The organism is Acidothermus cellulolyticus 11B (genome assembly GCF_000015025.1).
Taxonomy (GTDB): domain Bacteria; phylum Actinomycetota; class Actinomycetes; order Acidothermales; family Acidothermaceae; genus Acidothermus; species Acidothermus cellulolyticus.
Window position 1 is genome coordinate 1,859,503 of the sequence record NC_008578.1, and the last position, 21,978, is coordinate 1,881,480.

At 66.2% G+C, this 21,978-nt stretch carries 18 protein-coding genes, 1 tRNA gene and 1 pseudogene; 17 read left to right on the forward strand and 3 right to left on the reverse strand.

Features of this window, described 5'->3' with window-relative positions; all coding sequences use genetic code 11:
- The first annotated feature begins 21 nt into the window (after positions 1-21).
- From ACEL_RS08525 to ACEL_RS08560, 8 genes are all read left to right on the forward strand, one after another.
- Positions 22-279 (forward strand): SHOCT domain-containing protein, encoded by a 258-nt coding sequence (locus ACEL_RS08525; RefSeq protein ID WP_011720488.1) that lies wholly within the window; start codon positions 22-24, stop codon positions 277-279.
- A gap of 176 nt (positions 280-455) precedes the next feature.
- A complete protein-coding gene (locus tag ACEL_RS08530) occupies positions 456-1,493 on the forward strand; it encodes a YihY/virulence factor BrkB family protein (RefSeq protein ID WP_011720489.1) in 1,038 nt (345 codons plus the stop codon).
- Positions 1,494-1,541: 48 nt separating this feature from the next.
- On the forward strand, positions 1,542-1,736 hold the full coding sequence (locus ACEL_RS08535) for a hypothetical protein (RefSeq protein WP_011720490.1): 195 nt from the start codon (positions 1,542-1,544) through the stop codon (positions 1,734-1,736).
- Positions 1,737-1,873: 137 nt separating this feature from the next.
- A tRNA-Lys gene (locus tag ACEL_RS08540) sits at positions 1,874-1,946 on the forward strand.
- Between the two features lie 805 nt (positions 1,947-2,751).
- Complete coding sequence (locus tag ACEL_RS08545) at positions 2,752-4,251, forward strand: MmgE/PrpD family protein (RefSeq protein WP_011720491.1); 1,500 nt, start codon at positions 2,752-2,754, stop codon at positions 4,249-4,251.
- Entirely contained in the window at positions 4,248-5,168 is a 921-nt protein-coding gene (gene prpB, locus ACEL_RS08550) for a methylisocitrate lyase (RefSeq protein ID WP_011720492.1), read from the forward strand. The genes ACEL_RS08545 and prpB overlap by 4 nt, the downstream gene beginning before the upstream one ends.
- Complete coding sequence (locus ACEL_RS08555; RefSeq protein WP_011720493.1) at positions 5,158-6,279, forward strand: bifunctional 2-methylcitrate synthase/citrate synthase; 1,122 nt, start codon at positions 5,158-5,160, stop codon at positions 6,277-6,279. Before prpB ends, ACEL_RS08555 begins: the two co-directional genes overlap by 11 nt.
- A gap of 459 nt (positions 6,280-6,738) precedes the next feature.
- Positions 6,739-9,432 (forward strand): beta-glucosidase H, encoded by a 2,694-nt coding sequence (locus tag ACEL_RS08560; RefSeq protein WP_011720494.1) that lies wholly within the window; start codon positions 6,739-6,741, stop codon positions 9,430-9,432.
- An 11-nt stretch (positions 9,433-9,443) separates the two neighbouring features.
- Here ACEL_RS08560 and paaI read toward each other — a convergent pair whose 3' ends face one another.
- Positions 9,444-9,938: a hydroxyphenylacetyl-CoA thioesterase PaaI gene (paaI, locus tag ACEL_RS08565; RefSeq protein WP_011720495.1), complete on the reverse strand. Its 495-nt coding sequence runs from the start codon at positions 9,936-9,938 to the stop codon at positions 9,444-9,446.
- 137 nt (positions 9,939-10,075) lie between these two features.
- Between paaI and ACEL_RS08570 the strand changes: the two genes are divergently transcribed.
- From ACEL_RS08570 to ACEL_RS08580, 3 genes are all read left to right on the forward strand, one after another.
- Entirely contained in the window at positions 10,076-10,720 is a 645-nt protein-coding gene (locus ACEL_RS08570) for a hypothetical protein (RefSeq protein WP_011720496.1), read from the forward strand.
- Complete coding sequence (locus tag ACEL_RS08575) at positions 10,717-12,069, forward strand: putative bifunctional diguanylate cyclase/phosphodiesterase (protein ID WP_011720497.1); 1,353 nt, start codon at positions 10,717-10,719, stop codon at positions 12,067-12,069. Before ACEL_RS08570 ends, ACEL_RS08575 begins: the two co-directional genes overlap by 4 nt.
- Positions 12,070-12,250: 181 nt before the next feature.
- Positions 12,251-14,197, forward strand: a complete 1,947-nt coding sequence (locus ACEL_RS08580; RefSeq protein WP_041835039.1) for a S53 family peptidase — start codon at positions 12,251-12,253, stop codon at positions 14,195-14,197.
- Positions 14,198-14,203: 6 nt separating this feature from the next.
- Here the strand turns inward: ACEL_RS08580 and ACEL_RS08585 are convergent, their stop codons facing one another.
- Positions 14,204-14,833 carry a helix-turn-helix transcriptional regulator gene (locus ACEL_RS08585; RefSeq protein WP_011720499.1) on the reverse strand — a complete coding sequence of 210 codons (630 nt, stop codon included), beginning with the start codon at positions 14,831-14,833 and terminating at the stop codon, positions 14,204-14,206.
- 94 nt (positions 14,834-14,927) lie between these two features.
- Between ACEL_RS08585 and folE the strand changes: the two genes are divergently transcribed.
- The 5 genes and pseudogenes from folE (at position 14,928) to ligD (ending at position 20,470) form a co-directional block, all read left to right on the forward strand.
- Positions 14,928-15,566 carry a GTP cyclohydrolase I FolE gene (gene folE / locus ACEL_RS08590; protein ID WP_011720500.1) on the forward strand — a complete coding sequence of 213 codons (639 nt, stop codon included), beginning with the start codon at positions 14,928-14,930 and terminating at the stop codon, positions 15,564-15,566.
- A 339-nt stretch (positions 15,567-15,905) separates the two neighbouring features.
- A pseudogene (locus ACEL_RS08595) lies at positions 15,906-17,157 on the forward strand (IS110 family RNA-guided transposase).
- Positions 17,158-17,654: 497 nt separating this feature from the next.
- Positions 17,655-18,182: a hypothetical protein gene (locus ACEL_RS08600; protein WP_148204582.1), complete on the forward strand. Its 528-nt coding sequence runs from the start codon at positions 17,655-17,657 to the stop codon at positions 18,180-18,182.
- 74 nt (positions 18,183-18,256) lie between these two features.
- On the forward strand, positions 18,257-18,496 hold the full coding sequence (locus ACEL_RS08605) for a hypothetical protein (protein WP_041835042.1): 240 nt from the start codon (positions 18,257-18,259) through the stop codon (positions 18,494-18,496).
- 390 nt (positions 18,497-18,886) lie between these two features.
- Positions 18,887-20,470, forward strand: a complete 1,584-nt coding sequence (gene ligD / locus ACEL_RS08610; RefSeq protein ID WP_011720505.1) for a non-homologous end-joining DNA ligase — start codon at positions 18,887-18,889, stop codon at positions 20,468-20,470.
- Between the two features lie 71 nt (positions 20,471-20,541).
- On the opposite strand, the gene ACEL_RS08615 is transcribed toward ligD, so the two are convergent.
- Complete coding sequence (locus ACEL_RS08615) at positions 20,542-21,165, reverse strand: biotin transporter BioY (RefSeq protein WP_011720506.1); 624 nt, start codon at positions 21,163-21,165, stop codon at positions 20,542-20,544.
- Positions 21,166-21,298: 133 nt separating this feature from the next.
- Here ACEL_RS08615 and ACEL_RS08620 point away from each other — a divergent pair, with 133 nt between their 5' ends.
- A complete protein-coding gene (locus ACEL_RS08620; RefSeq protein WP_011720507.1) occupies positions 21,299-21,838 on the forward strand; it encodes a beta-class carbonic anhydrase in 540 nt (179 codons plus the stop codon).
- Positions 21,839-21,978 lie beyond the last annotated feature (140 nt).

A 21,978-nucleotide genomic window follows, 5' to 3' on the forward strand; every position in this document is an offset into this window, starting at 1 on the left:
ATCGAGAACGGAGGTCGCACGATGATGGACTGGGACACCGGCCCGGGTTGGGGTGGGCCGACCTGGGCTGGCTGGCTTGGCATGAGCCTGATGATGGCTCTCGCAGTAGCATTGATCGTCGCTGTAGTGGTGTGGTTGACGCGCATGTTGAGCTCTGCACCCGAGGCGCGCCGTGAACAGCGGGAAGACGCGTTGCGCATCCTCGACGAACGCTTCGCGCGCGGGGAACTAGACGAAGAGACCTACCAGCGTCAGCGCGCACTCCTCACCCGCCGCTGATCGGGTCGGGTGTCGTCGCTGCGGCAACGACACCCCGTCGCAACCGTCGTCGCTTTGCGGGGCGCCGTGCGTCCGCGGACGACCAACGGTTGCGCGCCTCCTACCGGCAGCGGACGACCAGCGGTTGCGCCGCCTCCTACCGGCAACCGACGGTGGGAGTCAGGTGAGATGGATGCGTGAACATCATTGAGCGCGGCCTTCGGAGAATCGACCGACTTCAACAACGGCACGCCCTCCTCGGCGTGCCGTTCGCGACCGTCCGCAAGTTTGGTGACGACCAGGCCGGCACCCAGGCCGTGCTCCTGGCGTACTACGGCTTCTTCGCACTCTTCCCACTCCTCCTGCTCCTGACGACGATCCTCGGCTGGCTCCTCCCCGGCCACCCTGGCCTGCAGAACCGCATCCTCAACTCAGCACTCGCCAACTTTCCGATCATCGGCACCCAACTCCGCGGCGACGTGCATGCCCTCCGCGGCAACCTGCTGGCGGTGATCGTCGGTATCGCCGGTCTTCTCTACGGAGCGCAGGGAGTCGGCCAAGCAGCCCAGAGCGCGATGAACACGGTCTGGAACGTTCCCTTCCGTGATCGACCGAACTTCTTTTCCCGCCGGTTACGGGGGTACGCGTGGCTCGCCGTCCTGGGTCTTGCGACGCTGATTTCCACGGTCGTCGCCGGATTCGGCGCCCAAGTCTTCCCCGGGGCGCTCGGCTGGTTGTGGAGCCAGTCCGTGCCGTTCGCCATCAACCTCGGCGTATTCACCGTGATCTTCCGGGTTCTCGTCGCGGCTCCGCTCCGGTGGCGGGACGTCAGAATCGGCGTCCTCCTCGCCGCAGTCTTCTGGCAGGGCTTGCAGATCGGCGGCGGGTTCTACGTGAGCCGTACGTTGAACCACGCCAGCGACGTCTACGGCTTCTTTGCCATCGTCATCGGCCTTCTCTCCTGGCTGTACCTCGCTGCCGAGCTCACCCTGTTCGCCGCTGAGGTCAACGTTGTGATCCGGGACCGGCTCTGGCCACGCTCGCTGCTCCAACCTCCGCTCACACCCGCGGACCGCGTCGTGCTGGCCCGGCTGACCCGGATGGCGATCCGCCGGCCCGAGCTGGACGTCTCCGTACGCTTCACCGACGACGCACCGGCGCTCACCAGGAATCCCGGCCCACCCGGGGATCCGGACTCAACCGGGGATCCCGGCTCAAGTCCGGGAGCCGGGTAGTCGAATCACAACAATGTAAGTTTCACGACTGTGATTCGAGGAGCTCCGATGAACCGTGAGGCGACCGCGCACGTGCCCACGCCGGAACACCCGCTGTTGACCGCGCTGAGCCGGGGTCTGCCGATGACCCTGCTGGTCGATCTCGTCGATCCGAACGGTCCACGCTCCCGGGAGGTCTACGAGCGCGAAGGGACGGGCGACGGGCTGCGGCTCGCCGCCGCCCGATTCGCGGTCACCGCATGACGCCCGAGCCCGACATCGCGGTGCCGGGTCCCCGGCCCGGCACCGGGAGCCCACTCCCCGGCTCGACGGCGAGGAGCCCACTCCCCCGGACGGTGCGCCCGATAACCGGCTGTCGAGGCTGGTACGCTCTTAGGCGCGCGCCGCTAGCTCAACTGGCAGAGCAGCGGACTCTTAATCCGCGGGTTCGGGGTTCGAGTCCCTGGCGGCGCACGAGACGGGGACGTTGCGTAACGCACTGCCGCGACCGGTGACCCGAGCGTCTGAGGCGACACCGCGCCCCGGCCGCATCCGGCGTCGACATCGGATGCGGGACAGGCCCGGCTGGCGGCGAGCCGGGGCGACCGGCACGAAACCGGCGTCCGTGCTGACGTCGATAAAAAGACTCGGGACGCCAACAAAAGGCTCGGGACCTCGGCGCACATTAATAACACGGCAATCAAGCGGCGCGTGCACGACATCCAAACACAGCACCCTTCCAGCGCGACGGGCGGCTCCGCGGTTGCGCATTTGCTCAATAGCCGTCGTGTTTAGGTTCGCATCATTGCGCGCCGACCTGGACGCCGTCATTCACGAGTCCGGTTACGCACGCCCGGGCGTCCGATTAGCGCGCATCGCATCTTCGCCGAAAGAACTAATCCCCACCGAGTTGACGTCGCCCATTCTCGCGTCTTTCTCAGGGCGTCGCCGAAAACCAAATCCCCACCGAGTTGACGGCCCCGATCCTCTCGCCTTTTTCAGTTCGTCAACGACGTCTGTCAATTCCGGGTCTTGACCCGCATTTTGCGACCGCCCACCGATTCAGCAGCATTCCGCTCCGCCTGGCATGACAGTCACTGCAGTGACAGACGGCCCGCCGACAAAACAGCATCCTGCCGTGATCCGGCACCCTACGCGGCCGTGGTGCTGCGGCAAGCGCTGCTCGGCGGTTCCCTGGTGTGATACCGTCCGTTACGTCGCCGATCGTGCCGGCGTCACGCCCGATGACACCGCAGCGTTGGCCGCAAGGAGAGACGGCGTGTGGGAGTTCCGGACCCGAGTCCTGCGCCCGGGCGAACGAGCAGATCGGGAACGCGAACTTGCGTGGCAGCTGGCCTTGCTTGCCGCGGACAATGTGCCGCTGGACGACAACGTCACCGCAATGCTCATCAACCGTGTCATTGACAACACCGGGGTCGCAATCGCTGCGCTTGCCCGCCGTCCGGTCGTCAATGCCGCGGCACAGGCGGCCCGCCGGCCCGCCACGCCGGGAGCCAGCGTCTTCGGCGCGCCAACGCTGCGCAGCGCACCGGAATGGGCGGCCTGGGCCAACGGCGTCGCCGTCCGGGAACTTGATTTCCACGACACTTTCCTGGCCGCCGAATACGCGCATCCGGCGGACAACATTCCCCCGCTTCTCGCGGTCGCCCAGCACTGCGGGCGCAGCGGTCTGGACGTGCTGCGCGCGCTGGCCACGGCGTACGAAGTACACGTCGATTTAGCAAAAGGCATATCGCTGCACGAACACGGGATCGACCACATCACGCATCTCGCCGCGTCGGTTGCCGCCGGCTTGGGAACGCTTCTCGCTCTGCCGCCCGACGTGACCTATCAAGGAATCCAGCAAGCCGTTCATACCACGACGACCACCCGTCAATCACGGAAAGGCACGATTTCCAGCTGGAAGGCCTATGCACCGGCGTTCGCCGGAATGATGGGAATTCTTGCCGTCGATCGGGCGATGCGCGGCGAAACCGCCCCCTCGCCTATTTATGAGGGCACCGGCGGCGTCATCGCAACGCTCCTCGGTGGACCGGAGGCGGAATACGTCGTCCCGCTCCCCTCACCCGGGGAGCCGAAACGAGCCATCCTCGAGACCTACACCAAGGAATACTCCGCCGAATACCACGCACAAGCGTGGATTGACCTGGCTCGGCGGCTGCGCGACCGCATCCCGGACCAGAGCGCAATACGCCGCGTTGTCATCAAAACCAGCTCCCATACCCATCGGGTCATCGGCACAGGCTCGGGTGACCCGGAGAAATACGATCCGGACGCAAGCCGGGAAACCCTCGACCACTCCCTGATGTACATTTTCGCGGTCGCCCTGCAAGACGGGACCTGGCACCACGAACGGTCGTACGCGCCGGAACGCGCACACCGCGCGGACACGATCCAGCTCTGGCGCTCCATCCAGACGGTCGAGGATCCTGTCTGGACAGCCCGCTACCACGACACCGACCCGGCCAAGCGCGCCTTCGGCGGCGACGTCCTCATCGAACTTGCCGACGGTACGACGATCCACGACAGCATCGACGTCGCCGATGCGCACCCGCGGGGTGCACGTCCTTTCGACCGAGCGCGTTACATCGAAAAATTCCGAACGCTCGCCACGCCGTTCGTCAGCGACGCGGACCAGGAGACGTTTCTGCGCGCGGCGGAGAATCTGGCGGAACTTCCCGCCGGTCGCTTGGCCGAACTGTTCCCAACGGTCACCAATGTGCCGGCCGTACCACCGGTATCCGGAGGCATCCTGTGACACCGACGTCCGCGGCCGCCGATTTCCGGGCGAAGCTCACGAGCGGCCGCTTGCTCCGATTCCCCGGCGCCATCAATCCGCTGTCCGCGGTCCTCATTGAGGAGCTGCGATTTGACGGGGTGTACGTCTCAGGCGCCGTCGTCGCTGCGGATTTGGCCCTGCCGGACATCGGCCTGACGACGCTGACCGAAGTCGTGAATCGAGCCGAGCAGATCGCCCGGGTGACACGCCTCCCGGTGCTCGTTGACGCCGACACCGGTTTCGGCGGTCCGGTGAACATCGCCCGGACCGTCCAGCTGCTCACCCGCGCGGGTGTCGCCGGTTGTCACATCGAAGACCAGCAACACCCGAAACGCTGCGGCCACCTGGAGGGCAAGACACTTGTCACCGTAACGGAAATGCTCCAGCGCATCCGCGCGGCCGTGACCGCGCGTCCCGACCCCGACTTCGTCATTTGTGCGCGCACCGATGCCCGCACCGTCGAGGGGCTCGATGCCGCGATCGATCGGGCGAAGGCATATGTTGACGCGGGAGCCGACCTCATCTTCGCGGAAGCCCTCGCGGACGAAGCGGAAATCGCCCGGTTTCGGGCGGCGGTCGACGCGCCGCTTCTCATCAACATGACGGAATTCGGCCGCACCACCCTGCTCCCCGCCTCCACTCTGGCCACTCTTGGTGTCAATGTCGTCATCTACCCGGTGACACTCTTCCGGGTCGCGATGGGAGCCGTGGAACGCGCGCTCGCCACGATCGCGGCGGAAGGAACGCAGATGTCGTTGCTGGAGGGCATGCAGACCCGGCAGCGGCTGTACGAATTGGTCCGTTACCGCGACTATGCCGCTTTTGACGCCGACATTTACACGTTTACGACGCCAACCACCACCCCGACGGCGGAGAGCGATTCCGATGACCAGTGAGCAAAGCCCAACGGTCCACAAGGGACTGGTCGGCGTTTACGCCGACACGACCGCTGTTTCCACCATTGATGAGCCGACCAACACCCTCATCTACCGGGGATATCCGGCCGCTCAACTGGCGGAGCGCTACAGCATCGAGCACATCGCCTACCTGCTCTGGTACGGCGACCTGCCGACCGCCGCCGAATTCGATGCCTTCACCAGCCGCATTCGCGCCGCCTACCGGCTCGATCCCGCCGTGGCGGACTGGCTGGCTACGACGCGGCCCGACACACATCCGATGGACCTTCTGCGCACCGCGGTGAGCATCCTCGGCGCCACCGATTCGAGCACGCCACAGCTGGACCGCGACACCACCCTTGCGCAGGCAACCCGGCTTCTCGCCCAGATGCCCGCCGTCGTCGCGGCCATTCAACGGCACCGCCACGCCCAGCCGCCGATTCCAGCCGACCCCGGCCTGGGAATCGCGGAGAACTTCTTTCACATGTGCTTTGACGACATACCGTCCGAACCCATGGTCCGGGCTTTTGAAACCTCACTCATCTTGTATGCGGAGCACGGGTTCAACGCCTCGACCTTCACCGCCCGGGTCGTCACCTCGACACTCGCCGACCTGTACAGCGCAATTACGGCCGCGATCGGCGCCCTGAAAGGCCCCCTTCACGGCGGCGCGAATGAGGCGGTGATGTACATGCTCCAACAGATTGACAGCCCCGAAGCGGCAGCCGATTGGGTGCGCCGGGCGCTGGAGCGCAAGGAACGCATCATGGGCTTCGGTCACCGCGTGTACAAGCACGGTGACTCGCGTGTTCCCGCAATGGAAAAGGCGCTCAAAACGGTGGTGGCCGAACGCGGCGCCACGGACCTTCTCGCCCGATACCACGCCGTCCAAGACGCCGTGTACCAGGCCAAACAGCTGCTTCCCAACCTCGATTTCCCGGCCGGCCCGGCCTACTATCTCATGGGCTTTGACATCCCGATTTTCACGCCGATTTTCGCCATGGCCCGCGTCACCGGCTGGGTCGCCCATGTGCTCGAACAACGCGCCGACAACGCCCTGATCCGCCCCCTTGCCGTCTACACCGGGCCAACGTCCCGACCCCTCCCCTAACCGGTCGCTCTCGCCCCCGCTCCCGGGGCCCGGGACACCGCGGTCCACGGGAATACGACTCCGCCGCCTCGCATCCCCCGCTCCCCGGGGCTCGGCCGCATTCGCGGTCGGGCAGCCGTCTGCATTCCCAACCGCGCGGCGGCTCCGGACACGCCACTCCGCGGCGCCCCGGCGGCTCTGGACACGCCAGCGGCGCCTCCCGCGACGCCTCGCCGGCTCCACGGGACACGCCAGCGACGCCTCCCGCGACGCCTCCAGCGGCTGCATTCGCGAGCGCCGGCGACAGCGCGGATCACCCGCCGACACGTGCAACCGGCTGGACGACATTCCCAGTCGGCCGCCCAACCCACCGGCCGGCCGAGTAGGTAGGGAACCATCGAGTGATCATAAGAGTCATTTGCAGCGGCAGTACGTACCAGTTTCACCTCACACCACCGGCGGGACACGGCAGGAGCGGCGATGCGCAGACGGGTGCGGTGGGTGCTTCTCGGCACATTTCTCTTGGTGCTCCTTGCCGCAGCGGTGCCCGCGGAGCGTCCCCACCGCTCCACGCCGATGGCGATCGGCCGGCAGCCGGCGGTCCGCGTCGCGCCGTCTCGGCTCGTGCGGGCCACCACCCGGGCGGTCGCGGCAGCCGGGCAGCGGACGCCGGACCCCCTCGCCCGCTGCCCGTGGCTTGCCGCAGCGATCCGGGCCGGCGCCGGCCCCGACCAACTCGCCGGCCTCGTCCTGGCGCGCATGACCCTGACTGAAAAGATTGGTGAAATTGTCTTGCGGCCGGCGAATGGTTTTGAAAATACCAATGCCGGCGTACCGCGGCTGTGCATTCCACCGCTCACGCTGCAAGACGGCCCGGCCGGTCTGGGTTTCGGCGATACCGGTGTCACCCAATTACCGGCCCCCATCGCGCTCGCTGCAACGTTCGACCCGTCCCTTGCCTGGAAATACGGTCAGGTGCAAGGCGCCGAAGCGCACGCCCAAGGCATTGACGTCGTCCAAGGACCCGACCTCAACCTCGCGCGCGTACCAGAGAACGGGCGTATTTTCGAGGCGTACGGTGAGGATCCGCTCCTTACCGCCGCGATGGGCACGGCCGATATCCAAGGCATCCAGAGCCAAGGTGTGCTTGCCGAAGCCAAGCATCTCGTCGCGTACAACCAGGAGACCGACCGTAACCTGGTCAACGTCGTGGTCTCACCGCGGGCATTGCAGGAATTGTATTTTCGGCCTTTCGCCGCGGCTGTCACCTCCGGACATGTCGGCGCCATGATGTGCGCCTATCCGAAGCTCAACGGCGTCTACCAATGCGAAGACCCGGCCTTGGCCGCCCAACTGGCCGCGTGGGGCTTCACCGGACTGCTGCGCACCGATTACGCCGCGGCACCCGATCCGGTCGCCGCACTCAAAGCGGGGGTTGACCTCGTGAAACCGGCCGACCCCGGGGCTCTCCTCGCGGCTGTCCAGTCCGGCCGTCTCCCCATGGCCGCTGTGAACCGAGCGGTCCACGATATTCTCGTCGTCGCCTTCCGCTACCACCTCGTCGAAAATCCGCCGGCCGGTCGGCCGAACACTCCTGTCGCCTCGCCAAGCCACGAAAATGTCGCGCTGACGGTTGCGGAGCACGCGATTGTGTTGCTGAAGAATTCCGGCGGCCTCCTCCCCCTGGACGCCGGCGCGGATGCTCCCATCGCAGTCATCGGATCGGACGCCGCCGCTCCTGTCACCGGAGGCGGTGGCAGCTCGGCTGTGCTCCCACCGTTCGTCTCCTCCCCGCTCGACGCGATCCAAGCCAGAGTCTCCAATCCGGGAGACGTCACATTCGCCGACGGTGCCACCTCTCCGGCGCCGCTGCCGCCGATTCCGTCGTCCGCTCTCACCGCGGATTCCCGGAATACACCGGGTCTCACCTTGACGCTCAGCGATTCGTCGTCCGCGGGACGGCACACCGTCGTTCTTCCGACACCGGTCGTGCGCATCGTCCTCGGCGCAGCGCCGCGCAACCGATACACCATCACCGGGTCCACCGTCCGAACCATTGCCATTCCGGCGAATGCCGGCGTCACCAGTGCAGTTTTCAGCGGAACACTGACCGCACCGACGGACGGCCTGTACGACTTCTCCCTGTCATGCACCGGATCCGCCACCATGACGCTTGACGACCACGTCGTTCCGTTGGGAGTACTGGACGGAGAAGGCGGTACCCGGACTGCTGCGCTGTCGCTGCACGCCGGTCACCGGTATCGCCTGGCCATCCACTGGCAGCCGTTCGGAGTGACATCACCCGCGCACGCCCTCTACGACCGGGCGTTTTTCGCCCTGGGATGGAAGGACACGACGCCGGCAATCGATGCTGCTGTCGCCCTGGCACAACGGGCCCGAACCGTCGTCATCTTTGCCGCGGACCGCACGGGCGAGGGTTTCGACCGGGGCGACCTCAACCTCCCCGGCGACCAGAACGCGCTCATTTCGGCGGTCGCCGATGTCAACCCGCGCACGATCGTCGTCCTCAATACCGCTGGCCCGGTTGCCATGCCGTGGCTGTCAAAGGTCGGCGCCGTCGTCGAAGCGTGGTATCCCGGTGAAGCAGCAGGACAAGCAATTGCGGCGGTTCTCTTCGGCGACATCGACCCCTCCGGGCATCTGCCGGTCACGTTCCCCACCGACACCGCACAGCTCGGTATCACCACGGCTCAACAGTGGCCGGGAACACAGCTCACTGTTCGATACTCGGAAGGTCTACAGGTGGGGTACCGGTACCTCAACGCCCATCAGCTGAAGCCACTTTTCCCCTTCGGCTACGGCCTCTCGTACACCACGTTCGCCATGAACGATATGCGGGTCGCGCCGGTTGCGGGCGGTTATCGGGTGACGCTGACCATCACGAACACGGGCTCGCGTGCCGGCACCGCGACCCCGCAGCTGTATCTGACGTTTCCGGCCGCGGCCGGTGAACCGCCGGAGCAACTGGCGGGGTTCGGACAGGTCACGCTGGCGCCCGGGGAATCGGGTTCAGTCACCATCACCGTGCCCCGCAATGTTTTCAGCAGTTACTGGAATGGACGGTGGACGACCTGGCCCGGAGGGTACCGGCTGGCGGCCGGTTGGTCGGTGACGGATTTGCCCATCGCGGCAACCGTTCCGGCGCCGAGCTGACGCCGGAACGACTAGCCGTCGAGGAGCTCACGATCCATCAACCGGCTGCGGCCGCGAAATTCGGCGATGCAGCGGCCGTCCGTGCCCCGGACCGTCACGTCGTACAGACCCGATCGGCCGTACCGAATGCGTTCCACCGCCTCGGCCGTCAAGGTTTCGCCGGCAACCGCCGGCTGAACGAACGTAATGTCGGCACCAGCGGCGACGGCGACCCGGCCGTAAGAATTGCACGCAAAGGCGAACGCCGTGTCAGCCAGGGCAAATACGAAGCCACCGTGACAGACACCGTGGCCATTCACCATGTCGTCGCGGACCGTCATCGTGGCGACAGCCCGGCCGGGAGCGATCTCCACGATGGAAATCCCTAACCGCTGACTGGCGGCATCAGCCCGGTACATCACCTCGGCGCAGCGCCGGGCGCGCTCTTCCGCATTCTGCGGATCACCGGCCGGTGGATAGTCGCTCGCAGCATCCGGCGTACGGTCCGTCGCGTCATCCGCCGCCATGGCCACACCCTATCCACCCCGGCGACGAAGCGACCGGCCGGATTCTGCCGCACCAGCGTCATCCGCCGCCATGGCCACACTCACTCCACCGCGCGTACAACGGCGAAGAATTCCCGGCACGCGCCGATATTGGGAACATGAGCCGGCCGTCTCGGACCCGACGGTCGATGGTGCACGCCTTTCTGCCGTACGCCGCCGCAAGCCTGATTCCGGTGCTGCTCCTCGGTGTGGCGCTCGCCCTCGGCTACCGCGCCCAGGCACGGGCGAACGGGATCGCGCGGGCGCAATCGCAGGCGCATCTCCTCGCGCAGACCGCGATCGAGCCCATCCTCGACGGCACGCCGCTTGGCGTCGCCCTTCCCAGCCAGGAACAGATGAACCTCCAACGGGTGGTCGGCCAAGCGGTCACCGCTGGTTCGATCTTGCGGTTGCGGCTGCGGAATCTTGACGGCACTGTGGTCTACTCAGACGACGGCTCCGGCTTCTCCGAGCTCCCTGATGACGAGGCCCTGGACGCCGCCCACGGGCAGGTGATCGCCAGGCTCACCCGTCTCGGGACGGACGCCAATGACCGTGGTCAGCCCGGCGTGCCCGCCGTCGAGGTATACCAGCCGCTCACCGCCGGGACACGCCGCCGCAGCGGGTCGGCGTCCTCGAGCTCTACCTGCCCTACCAGCCGATCGAGAAGGACATCGCAGCGGGACTCCGCACGACGTACCACAACCTGGCCATCGGACTCGTTGCGCTCTACCTCACCCTGTTGGTCATCACGGCGTCGGTGACGCGACGGCTGCGCACCGAGGTGGCCCGGAACGCCTACCAGGCGCGGCACGACGCACTGACCGGCCTCCCCAACCGAGCCGCGTTCCAGCGCAGCGGCGAAGCCGCCGTAGCACGCGCGGTCTCCCGGCGCCTCGGGGTGCGCCGGGAAGGCACGACGGCCGTCGCGGTCATTGATCTGGACCGGTTCAAGGCGATCAACGACACTCTCGGGCCCCGCAACGGTGACGTCCTGCTTCGACGGATCGCCGAACGGTTGGCGAGCCATACCCGAAAAGGTGACACGGTGGCGCGGCTCGGTGGTGATGAGTTCGGCCTCATCCTGCGTGACACCGCGGACCCGCACGACGCGTTGTGCCGTATCCGCGGGCTCATCGAGAGTGAACTCGACGTCGCCGGCATCCCCCTCGCTGTCGAAGCGAGCATCGGCTACGCCGTCACCCCGGACGACGCCGCCACGATCGAGGAATTGCTGCAGTACGCGGATGTCGCCGTGCACCACGCCAAGGCGCGGCACCTGGGCGTCGTCCGGTACCACCCGTCGCAGAATCACTACGACGCCGCCAGTCTGAGTCTCATCAGCGAATTCCGTCGCGCCGTCACGGACAATCAGCTGGTTCTCCACTATCAACCCAAGGCGAAATTGTCGGACGGCGCCGTCGAGGCCATTGAGGCGTTGGTGCGCTGGCACCATCCGGCGCGCGGCCTGCTCTATCCGGACGTGTTTGTGCCGCTGGTCGAACAGACCGACCTCATCGACGATCTGACTCGTTGGGTGTTGCGGCACGCTCTGGAGGACCTCGCCACCATCGGTGACCCGCACCTGGCCGTCGCCGTCAACATCTCGGCGCGTAATCTTAGCCGCCACACCTTTGCCGCGGACGTCAAAGCCGCCGTCCGCCGCGCCGGTATCGAACCGCACCGGCTGGTTCTCGAACTCACCGAAACGGCATTGCTGTTCGACCCGACGCGGGCCCACGACGTCTTCACCGACCTCACGTCATACGGAATCCGGGTGAGCATTGACGATTTCGGTCGCGGCCAGACGTCGCTGGGTTACCTGTCGGCGCTGCCGCTCTCCGAAATAAAGATTGATCGGACATTTGTCCGGGACATGGTGACGAACGCGGCACATGCCGCCATCGTGCGATCAGTCGTGGAACTTGGCCACAATCTGGGCCTGATCGTCGTAGCGGAGGGCGTCGAGACCGCCGAGGTCGGCGACGAGCTCCGCGAGTGCGGCTGCGACGTCGCGCAGGGGTACTGGTTCGCCCGGCCGATGCCGCTCGTTGACCTCCGGCGGTGGCTCGCCGGCAGCGATAGGGGTGACTTTTCGCTCGCCCAGCTGTAGGGTGCCGCCAACGCGTCCGTGCCGACGGAACCGCTCAGCAGGCATGTGTGTCGAGGGTTGAGCTCTCCCCCGACGACCCGCGGGTTGAGCGCGGGTAGCCGAGCCGGTTGCGTGCGACGGGACAGGTGCGTTCGCAGACAGGGGGTCTGACATGGGGAACCCAAGACGCTGGGCGAAAAGGATGGCCACCCCGCGACGCCGGCCGGTGCGACGTCTGACGATCGTTGCGGCAGCCAGCTCCCTCGGCGTCGTGATCTCGTCATTCGCTGCTCCGCTCGCCGCGCACGCCAGCCCCGCGCGGTCGCCGGTCCCGCACAGCCGGCCAGGCTGGCTCACGCATGCCCGGGACCTCGGGCGAGCCCCCGCCACGGCCGCCGTCCAGGCACGCATTTATCTGGCGCCGAACGGCGGGCTTGACGCGTTGGCCGCCCGGGCGCTTGCCGTGTCGACCCCCGGGTCCGCCGACTACGGGCATTTCCTCTCACCAGCGGAATACTTCGCGGAATTCGGCACCACCGACGCGACCGTCCGGGCGGTCACCCGGTGGCTCACGAGCTCGGGTCTCACCGTGACCGGGGTCGAAGCCCACAACCGTTACCTCGACATCACGGGCTCGGTCGCCGCTGCGGAGCGTGCGTTCGGCGTGCACATCCACGCCTACAGCCATGACGGGCAGACGGTGCAGGCACCCGATGACACACTCACGACGCCGGCGGACCTCGCCGACGACGTCCTCGCCGTCGACGGCATTGACACGACGCCGAACATCGTCCGGCCCGCTCTCGCGGCCGGGGCGGTCCCTTATCGGGGAGCGCCGATCCCGCCTCCCGCCGGCTTCCGCAACGCTGCGCCCTGTTCCTCTTACTACGGGGAGAAACTCGCCACCGATCTCCCATCATTCAACGGGCAGGCCCTGCCGTACGCCGTCTGCGGATACGTGGGCGCGCAATTCCGCTCGGCGTATGAGGGCGCCACGACGCTGGACGGCACCGGCATCACCGTCGGGATCACCGACGCGTACGCATCGCCGACCATCGCAGCCGACGCGGCCACGTACGCTGTCCGGAACGGGGACCGGCCCTATGCGCCCGGCCAATTGACCCAGAGCCTTCCCCGCACGTTCACCAACACCAAGCTGTGTGATGCATCCGGGTGGTTTGGCGAAGAGACGCTGGACGTCGAAGCGGTCCACGCCATGGCGCAAGGCGCCAAAATCCGGTATTACGCATCGTCAAGTTGCCTGGACCGGGATCTGCTGGATGCCTTTGCCCGCATCAACGACGAGGCACGCGTCCAGATCGTGTCGAATTCCTGGGGCGCGGTCGAGCAGAGCGAGCACCGTTCGACGATTCTCGCCTACGAACAGGCGTTTCTCCAAGGCGCTGTCGAGGGCATCAGCTACGTCTTCTCCTCCGGCGACAGCGGCGATGAGGTCGCGAGCAGCGGTACGAAGCAGACGGATTACCCCGCATCGGATCCCTTTGTGACCGCTGTCGGCGGTACGGCGACGGCTATTGACGCGACGGGCCGGCTCGCCTGGGAAACCGGCTGGGGCACATACCGGTATGCGCTGGCGCCGGACGGAACCGCCTGGTCGTCGTCCGGGACATTTCTGTACGGATCCGGCGGCGGGGAGTCGACGGTATTCGCGCAACCTATTTACCAGCAGGGAATAACACCCGCCGGTGCCCGCGGCGTGCCTGATGTGGCGATGGACGCCGACGTGACGACCGGGATGCTGGTCGGCCAGACGCAAGCCTTCCCGGACGGCACGTATTACGACCAGTACCGTATCGGCGGCACGAGCCTGGCGGCGCCGCTCTTCGCCGGCATGACGGCGCTCACGTTCCAGCATGCGCGCGGCGGTGTCGGGTTGCTGAATCCGACTATTTACCGAAACGCCGGCACGGGTGTCTTCACCGACGTCACCGGGCCCGGTCCGGACCCAGGAAACGTTCGCGTGGATTATGCCGATGGTGTCGACGCCGCCCAGGGTGTCGTTGCAACGGTCCGGACCTTCAACCAGGATTCCAGCCTCGCGGTGGGACCCGGTTGGGATCCGGTGACCGGGCTCGGCAGTGCGAATGCCGGCTGGTTGACGGCTATTCCCCCGCGGGCACGGCGATAACGGAGATCAGCCCGAGGGCGGCCGCGGTCTCAGCCGGACGCAACACCCGCCGGGCAGGGGGTCGACGACGGCGTCCAGTTCCTTGATGCCGAGACCCTCGAGCAGGCCGGTGACCAACGACTGGTTCATCGCGCAGACCGTCTCCGCGTCAGCCTCGACAAGCGCATGGAACGGGCAATTGGCGAATGCGTGACCGCCGTCCCGCTCGATCGGCTGGTAGCCGAGCCTGGTGAGGACCTCGTCGAGCGGCCGGCCGGTCAGCGTGCCACCAAGCCGTCGTCCCACCTCGACCGCGGCCGCGCAGAGCTCAGCCGTCGCGCGCGCAGCACACACGCTCCTTAACAAGATTTCTGCCGCGAGCTCATACCGGCGCGGCGGCAGGCTCGCTATCACATCGCGATTGCGCACGGCATACCACTTGGCGGGCCGCCCAGCGCCCGGTCCGCCGCGGCCGGCGGGCCGGGCGAACGTCACGTCGAGCAGGCCGGTCCGCGCCAGCGCCTCCAGATGAAAGGTCGCGAGAGGTCGGCCGATACCGACCAGCTGTGCGACGTCATCGCGGGTGAGCGGCCTGGCCGCGGCGCGCACCGCTTCGTAGACACGTCGCCGGGTCGGCTCGGCTAAACAGCCGATCACACCCCAATCCGGTGCTGACGATGACGGGTCCACGGTTCTAAAAGTAATACATATTGCTGTTAGACTTCGGTCTGACAGGCGGAAGGGTGAAGGCATGCGCAGCCAAGAAACGATCAGCGACGTGGTTCCAGACACCCCATTACCCGACGGCCGACACCCCGTGCTGCGCGTGATCCCCCAGCCGAGCATCGACCTGGCCGCTGCCGAGCGGGCCGCGGCGGCTTTCCTGCACGCTCTCGGGATCGACCTCGACAGCGAGGTGATGGCGCAGACTCCGAAGCGGATGGCCCGTGGCTTTGCCGAGCTGCTCGAACCCCGGGAATTCACCTTGACCACGTTTCCCAACACGGAGCGGTACGACGAAATGGTCGCCGCACGGCACATTCCCTTTGTGTCCCTCTGCGAGCACCACATGTTCCCATTCGTCGGATTCGCGACCGTCGGCTATCTCCCGGGCGACCGCATTCTTGGGCTTTCGAAACTGGCACGAGTCGTTGAGCACTTTGCGCGACGACCGCAGGTTCAGGAACGCTTCACCGCTCAAATCGCCCGTTGGCTCGATGAGCACCTCGGACCACGCGGCGTCGGCGTAATCGTCGACGCGGAACATCTGTGCATGACCATACGCGGGGTACGAGCGACGGGAGCACGGACGACGACGTCGGCCCTGCTCGGGGCATTCCGCGACGACCCTCGGGTCCGCGCCGAATTCCTCGACCTTGCCGGCGACTAGCGGACCGTCGGTGCTGCCGGCCCCGGCGTGATCGCGACTGCGAACCCGCGCACCGACCCCGGACGAAGCCCATCCGGAGCGACGCCGCCTAATGAGACTCGGCGACCCTGCCGGTTGCAGACTCGTGGTTGGTGGCCGACTCGGTGGGTGAGCACTCGTTGGCTCCAAGCGCCTCCGCAAGGGGAACCCTCGCGGAGAGAGCGTGCCCTCACCGGTTCGGGAGGATGAAATCGCTGATGGAATGTCGTGCCGCGTTGCGTCGAGCACTGTTCATTAGGTCGCCGAAAATCCTCCTGACAGTCACCGTCATTTGAGTCGAATCGGTGAAGGGAGTAGCGGGTGCCGTTCGTCGGAGACGACTGCGCTGAAGATCATCACGATGTCGAGGTGCAAGACGTCTTGGGGCGGATGCTGGCGCGAGCCCGCCTCCCCGAGGGCGCGGTAGGCGTCAGCCGGCTGCATGAGCTGATCGGGCGGCTCGCTGAGGAGATCGTGGACGCCGACGACGTCGCGGAGGAAGCCGGGGCGCCGGTTGTCGCGGTGGGCCATCGAGACCGATCGCGGGCCTTGGGTTTTGGCGCTGGTGGCCGCTGGCTACCAGGTGTTCGGCATCAATCCGTTGCAGGCGGCCCGATATCGTGACCGGCGAAGCGTGTCCGGGGCGAAAAGCGATGTCACTGACGCACACGTGCTGGCCGACATGGTGCGCGTGGACGCGCACCAGCTGCGCACGGTCGCCGCCGACAGCGCCCAGGCCGCCGCGGTCAAGGTGATGGCCCGGACGCACAAGATGTTGATCTGGGAACGCACCCGGCATGCGCAGCGGCTGCGGCACGCGCTGCTCGACTTCTTCCCGGCCGCGTTGGAGGCGTTTGAGGATCTGACCGCGCCCGAGGCGTTGGAGCTGCTCGCCAGGGCGCCCGATCCTGGCTCCGCCGCCCGGTTGACCTCGACGCAGATCACCGCCGCGCTCAAGCGGGCGAACCGCCGTGATGTGCCTGGCCGGACGGCGGCGATCAGGGCCGCGCTGCGGTCTGCCCACCATCTGGGCCAGCCCGAGCCGGTCACGGCCGCCTACGCGGCCACGGTCCGGGCGTTGGCCGGGGTGCTGGTGGCGATCAACAGCCAGATCGGAGTCCTGCAAGGCGAGGTCGAGTCGTCTTTCAGCCGGCACCCGGACGCTGAGATTTACCTGTCCCAGCCCGGGCTGGGACCGATCCTGGGCGCCCGGGTGCTCGTCGAGTTCGAAGACGCCCCGGCGCGCTATGCCAGCGCGAAATGCCAAAAGAACTACGCCGGGACCTCCCCGATCACCCGCCAGTCCGGGAAGAAGAGAACCGTGCTCGCCCGCCACGTCCACAACGATCGGCTCGTCGACGCGCTGAACACACAGGCGTTCGCCGCGGTCAAGGCGTCTGCTGGGGCGCGCGTCTACTACGAGCAGCTGCGCTTGCGCGGCGCAGGTCACAACGCCCCCTTGCGCCAAGTCGCGAACCGGCTCGTCGGCATCGCGCATGGCTGTCTCAAAACCCGCACCCTCTACGACGAAGCCACCGCCTGGGCACACCACCCAGTCGAATCCGCAGCCTGACACCGAAACGCGGTCGGCGGCTAGGGGATGGCCCCCTCGCCGCGCGATCGTGAACGTACGGGGTGGTATCCCGAGCGCACACGGGTCACCGCATCGTCGAGCGCGGTCTGCCCGATCACGACCGACCGGACGGGCTTCCTGGAGCCGCAGGGCGCGGCCTCAAGCACTGTCCAATCGCGCGCGCGGAATCGTTGACTGTCCTCGTTGATACGTGGACAAGATGTGATCTTCACCATGGTCGGTAGCTCTGGACTGGAACCCTCGTTTTTTGTTACTGTTGGTCCGTACTACTGTTGGTCCATTCGAGTTCGCAGTGTTCCGTTCGGGGGGCTGCGCAAGACAACGGAGGAGGGCATATTTTTGTTAGTAGGGCTTTTGTTCGTAGGGCCACACTCGCCGGAGCCGCTTTGGCCGCCGTCGGCGGCTTGCTGGCGGGTGCGCCGATCGCCAGCGCAGCGACTTCGAAAACCTCGTCGGCCGCGACTGCCAGTCGCGGAATGGCGGTTGCTGAGCAGGTCTTCGCGTCGTCCAATCCGCGAGCGGAGTACGACAAGTTGAATGCGTCGGACAAGGCTTCGTTCGATGCGGTCGAGACACCATCATCGGTGACCCACACTGTCGTCATCCGCGGTCTCGGCGCAAACGCAGGCAAGACGGTTGACTCGCTCGCGGCCGCGTCCAGCGGTTCATGGTGGGTCTCCGCCAGCTGGGACGAGAAAGCCCTAGCCGGAAACACGCTGTTCAGCTACGGACAGGAAACCAAGGTGTACGTCAGCGGTGGCAGAGTAACGAGCGTGCAAGTGTTGAACATGTACTCCGAGACCTCGACGCCTGGCTGGTATCAGAACGGACCCAACCGGTCGTACACGAACAATGTGGGCTGGGAAGGCCGCGGGATTATCCAAGTCGACTACGCATTAGGCGTCAACGGCTGGAACATCCAGCACGTCACTCCTTGTGGGCAACTGCGATTGAACGCAAACGGGTACAACTATGCCGTAAGCTCGTCATGCAACCCTAACTGATCTAGCACGGGAGTGTAGTCATGACGGTTCAGTCTCGTTCACCGGTTGGCGGCACGGTTCGCGCGGTAGTTCCAGTGGTGGCGGCGATCGCCAGCGTGCTTTTGCTCGTCCTTCCCTTGGTGACACCGTTTGTCGCTGCGGGCGGGATGGTCGTGTCCTACCTGGCGGGCCGCGGCGACAAGCGTACGATCTTCAAGGTGACGTTCGTCGTGTGTGCGCTCGTGTTTGTCGGCGCGCTCGTGATGGACAGCACTTTGCTTGGCGCGAGCGTCTCCCCAGGCCGTCCCAGCATCGGACACGCGCCGAACAGCTGACAGCCGCATGTGCATCTGGACGTCAACCATTTCGGTTGACGTCCAGATCTGTTGCAACTCAAAGACCCCACCTTTCCCGCTCGCGCGCCGAGCCCGCGTCAAACCTGATTCCGACTTCACCGATCTAAAGCGCTGGTCCAGAACCCGACGAGGGCCGCGACTGGTCCGACCCTTTCATGAACTCCGGTGCCGGGCACAGGCTCCCCGTCTCCCGCATCCGTGAGAACAGTGACGCAGTTAACTTGAAAACGAAGCTCCAGGGATGTCTCTGCGCATGCCCGCGCGGGTGCGGGGAAGACGGCAGGTGCCGCGGACGTCCGCCGTGGTCAGCAGCGCATACCTGCGCGGGTGCGGGGAAGACTCTGAACCCGGAGCCTCGAGGAGACTGCGATGGCCGACAGACGACCGGGAGACCTGCGCGAATACCGGCGCAGACGGAATTTCTGCCGCACCCCCGAACCGGCAGGACGCGCGGACCCCCGGCACATTACCCGCAATTCAGCAGAACCGCGGTTTGTGGTACAGCGACATCGCGCAACGCGGCTGCATTATGACCTTCGACTGGAAATCAACGGGGTCCTGGTGAGCTGGGCCGTGCCGAAGGGGCCGACCCTGGATCCCACGGTGCGGCGAGCGGCGATCCACGTCGAGGATCATCCGCTGGAATATCTGGACTTTGAAGGTGCGATTCCCCACGGGGAGTACGGCGGCGGCGACGTCATTGTGTGGGACACCGGCACGTGGCGTCCACACGGCACCGACGATCCGGCACAAGCGGTCGTGGACGGCGAACTCCATGCCGATTTCTTCGGCCGCAAACTCCGTGGGCGGTTCGTCTTCGTCCGCCGCGGCACCGATGAAAAATCCTGGCTTGTGCTGCACAAGGACGACGAGCACGCCGTCCGGGGTTGGAATCCGGAGGATTACCCGCGCTCCGTCCTCTCCGGAGCCACAAACGACGACGTCGCCCGACATCCGCGCCGACTGTGGAGAGGAGGCCGTGCGCATCCGGTGGCTCAGCACAACGACACCGAAGCGAGTGCCGACGAAATCGCGGCACTCGACGCGCTCGACGATGAGGGCACGTGGGAGGTCTTCGGCAGGCGCCTCAAGGTGACCCATCTCAACAAGGTGATCTACCCGGGACGCGGACGCACCCACGCACTCACCAAACGCGATCTCCTCCGCTACGCGGCGCGCATTGCACCCGTCGTCATGCCGTACCTAGCCGGCCGCCCGTTCACCATGCATCGCTTCCCCGACGGCATCGACGCACCCGGTTTCTGGCACAAACAATTGCCGTCACACGCTCCTGACTGGTTGCCGCGGTGGCAAAATCCGAGCGCTAAACGCGGAGAAGCAGCGACGTACCTTGTTGTGGACGAACCAGCGGCCTTGATCTGGGCGGTCAATTTTGGTGCGATCGAGTGGCACGCCTGGACCTCACGCACGGACCGGCCAGACCTGCCGACCTGGGCATTGGTGGACATCGACCCGGGGAGCCGCACGACGTGGCGGGAGCTCGTCGAGCTGGCCCTCCTTCACCGCGACGCTCTCGACCACCTTGGTGTGCAGGGAAAACCTAAGCTCACCGGTCAACGCGGCATCCAGATATGGATTCCGATCCGGCGCGGCCCGACATTTGACGACACAAGAGCCTGGGTCGAGCACTTGTCCAAGGTGGTCGGCTCCCTCATGCCCGATGCCGTGAGTTGGGAGTGGGAGAAGAAGCGGCGCGCCGGTCGGGCCCGCTTGGATTTCACACAGAACGCGGCGAACAAGACGCTTGTCGCTCCATACAGCCCGCGTCCATTGCCGCGGGCCCCCGTCTCGGCTCCGGTCGAGTGGGACGAACTCCCGCACCTGCGCCCGGATCGCTTTACCGTGCGCACTATTCTCGACCGTCTTGCAGAGCGTGGAGACCCATTCCACGCGCTGCTCACCGTTAACCAACAGCTCCCGCCGCTCGGCTAACGGTCACTCACTCTGAGCGATGGGCACGCCGTCCGATAGGGAACGTTGTCTCTCCCTGCGCCAAGCCGGGCTCAGTGCCGCTTTACCGCGCGCCACGCGGTTGGCAACAGCAGTCCGGCGAGGGTCGCTTTCACGACGTCCCCAAGGACAAAGGGGTAGACGCCGAGTTCAAGTGCTTTCGCCAAGCCCACGTGCAGATCCATCGCCAGCCAGGTCACGCCCGGGAGATAAATCAGCACGCTGCCGACGAGAAAGGCGCCGGCGATGGTGTCCACCCGCCGATCCGCGCCTCGCCGCGCCTGCCAACCGACGAAGACGCTCGCGAGGAGGAAACCAACAAAATAGCCGCCTGTCGGACCGAAAACCTGGTGAACACCGTGCGCACCGCCGGCAAAGACCGGCAAACCCGCGCAGCCTGCGGCGATGTAGAGGAGCTGGCCGGCGAAACCACGCCAGGCACCGACCGTAGCCGCGCCGAGCAGCACACCGAATGTTTGGCCGGTCACCGGCACCGGCGTACCCGGAATGTGCACTGAGAATTGCGCGGTCAGCGCGGTGAGCGCAGCGACACCGACGATGAGGATGACATCCAGAGCTCGGCCGCGCACCACCGGTAACAGGCGCTCCGCGAGGACGGGGCGCGCGGCTGGGGAAGACGGAGCTCCTGCAACCGGACTCATGCTTGTCGACGTCATGGTGCCTCCTTGACAGCGTCAGCTTAGCCCGTCCAGCGGAGCACACCGTCGTGCCCGGCCTCCGAAGAGGACGCGGGAGGATTGGAGGATTCCTCCAAATAACGGTCGTTCCGCCGCCGGTTATTCTGCCGTCGTGACGACGACATCCTCCTCTTCAACCGGATCGCCCACCACCGCTGACATCTTCGCTGACGTGCTGGACGCAAACCGTCGATTCGCCGCGTCCTTCGAGCATGCCGGCCTGCTGGGAATCGCTGCTAGACAGCTCGCCGTCCTCACCTGCATGGATTGCCGCATCGATCCGCTCCGGGTACTCGGCCTTGCGCCCGGTGATGCGAAAATTCTGCGTAACGCCGGCGCGCGCGTGACACCGGACGTCCTCGCGACGCTCGCTGTCGCCGTCCACCTGCTCAATGTCCGGCGAATTATGGTCATGGCACATACCCGGTGTCGCATGGCCAGCGGAACCGAGGATGACCTGCATCAGGCGATTGCGCACGCCGGCGGACCGGATACCCGAAGCCTCGCCTTTCTCACCACGACCGATCAGACGGCGGCGGTCCAGCGCGACGTTCAGCGCATCCAATCCTGGCCGTATCTTCAAGGCTCCGGCGTTGCCGTTGGTGGCTTTCTGTACGACGTCGACACCGGAGACGTACATGTCGTCTGCTGACGGAGCGATCCGCCGCTGAACCGGGAACAGCGACCTGCCGACCTCGCGATCCGTCCGCTGACGGAGCGATTCGCCGGTGCCGGCGCGATTCACCACCGCCGACCCGGCAACGCGCCGGAACCGAAGCGCCGTAGGCAAAT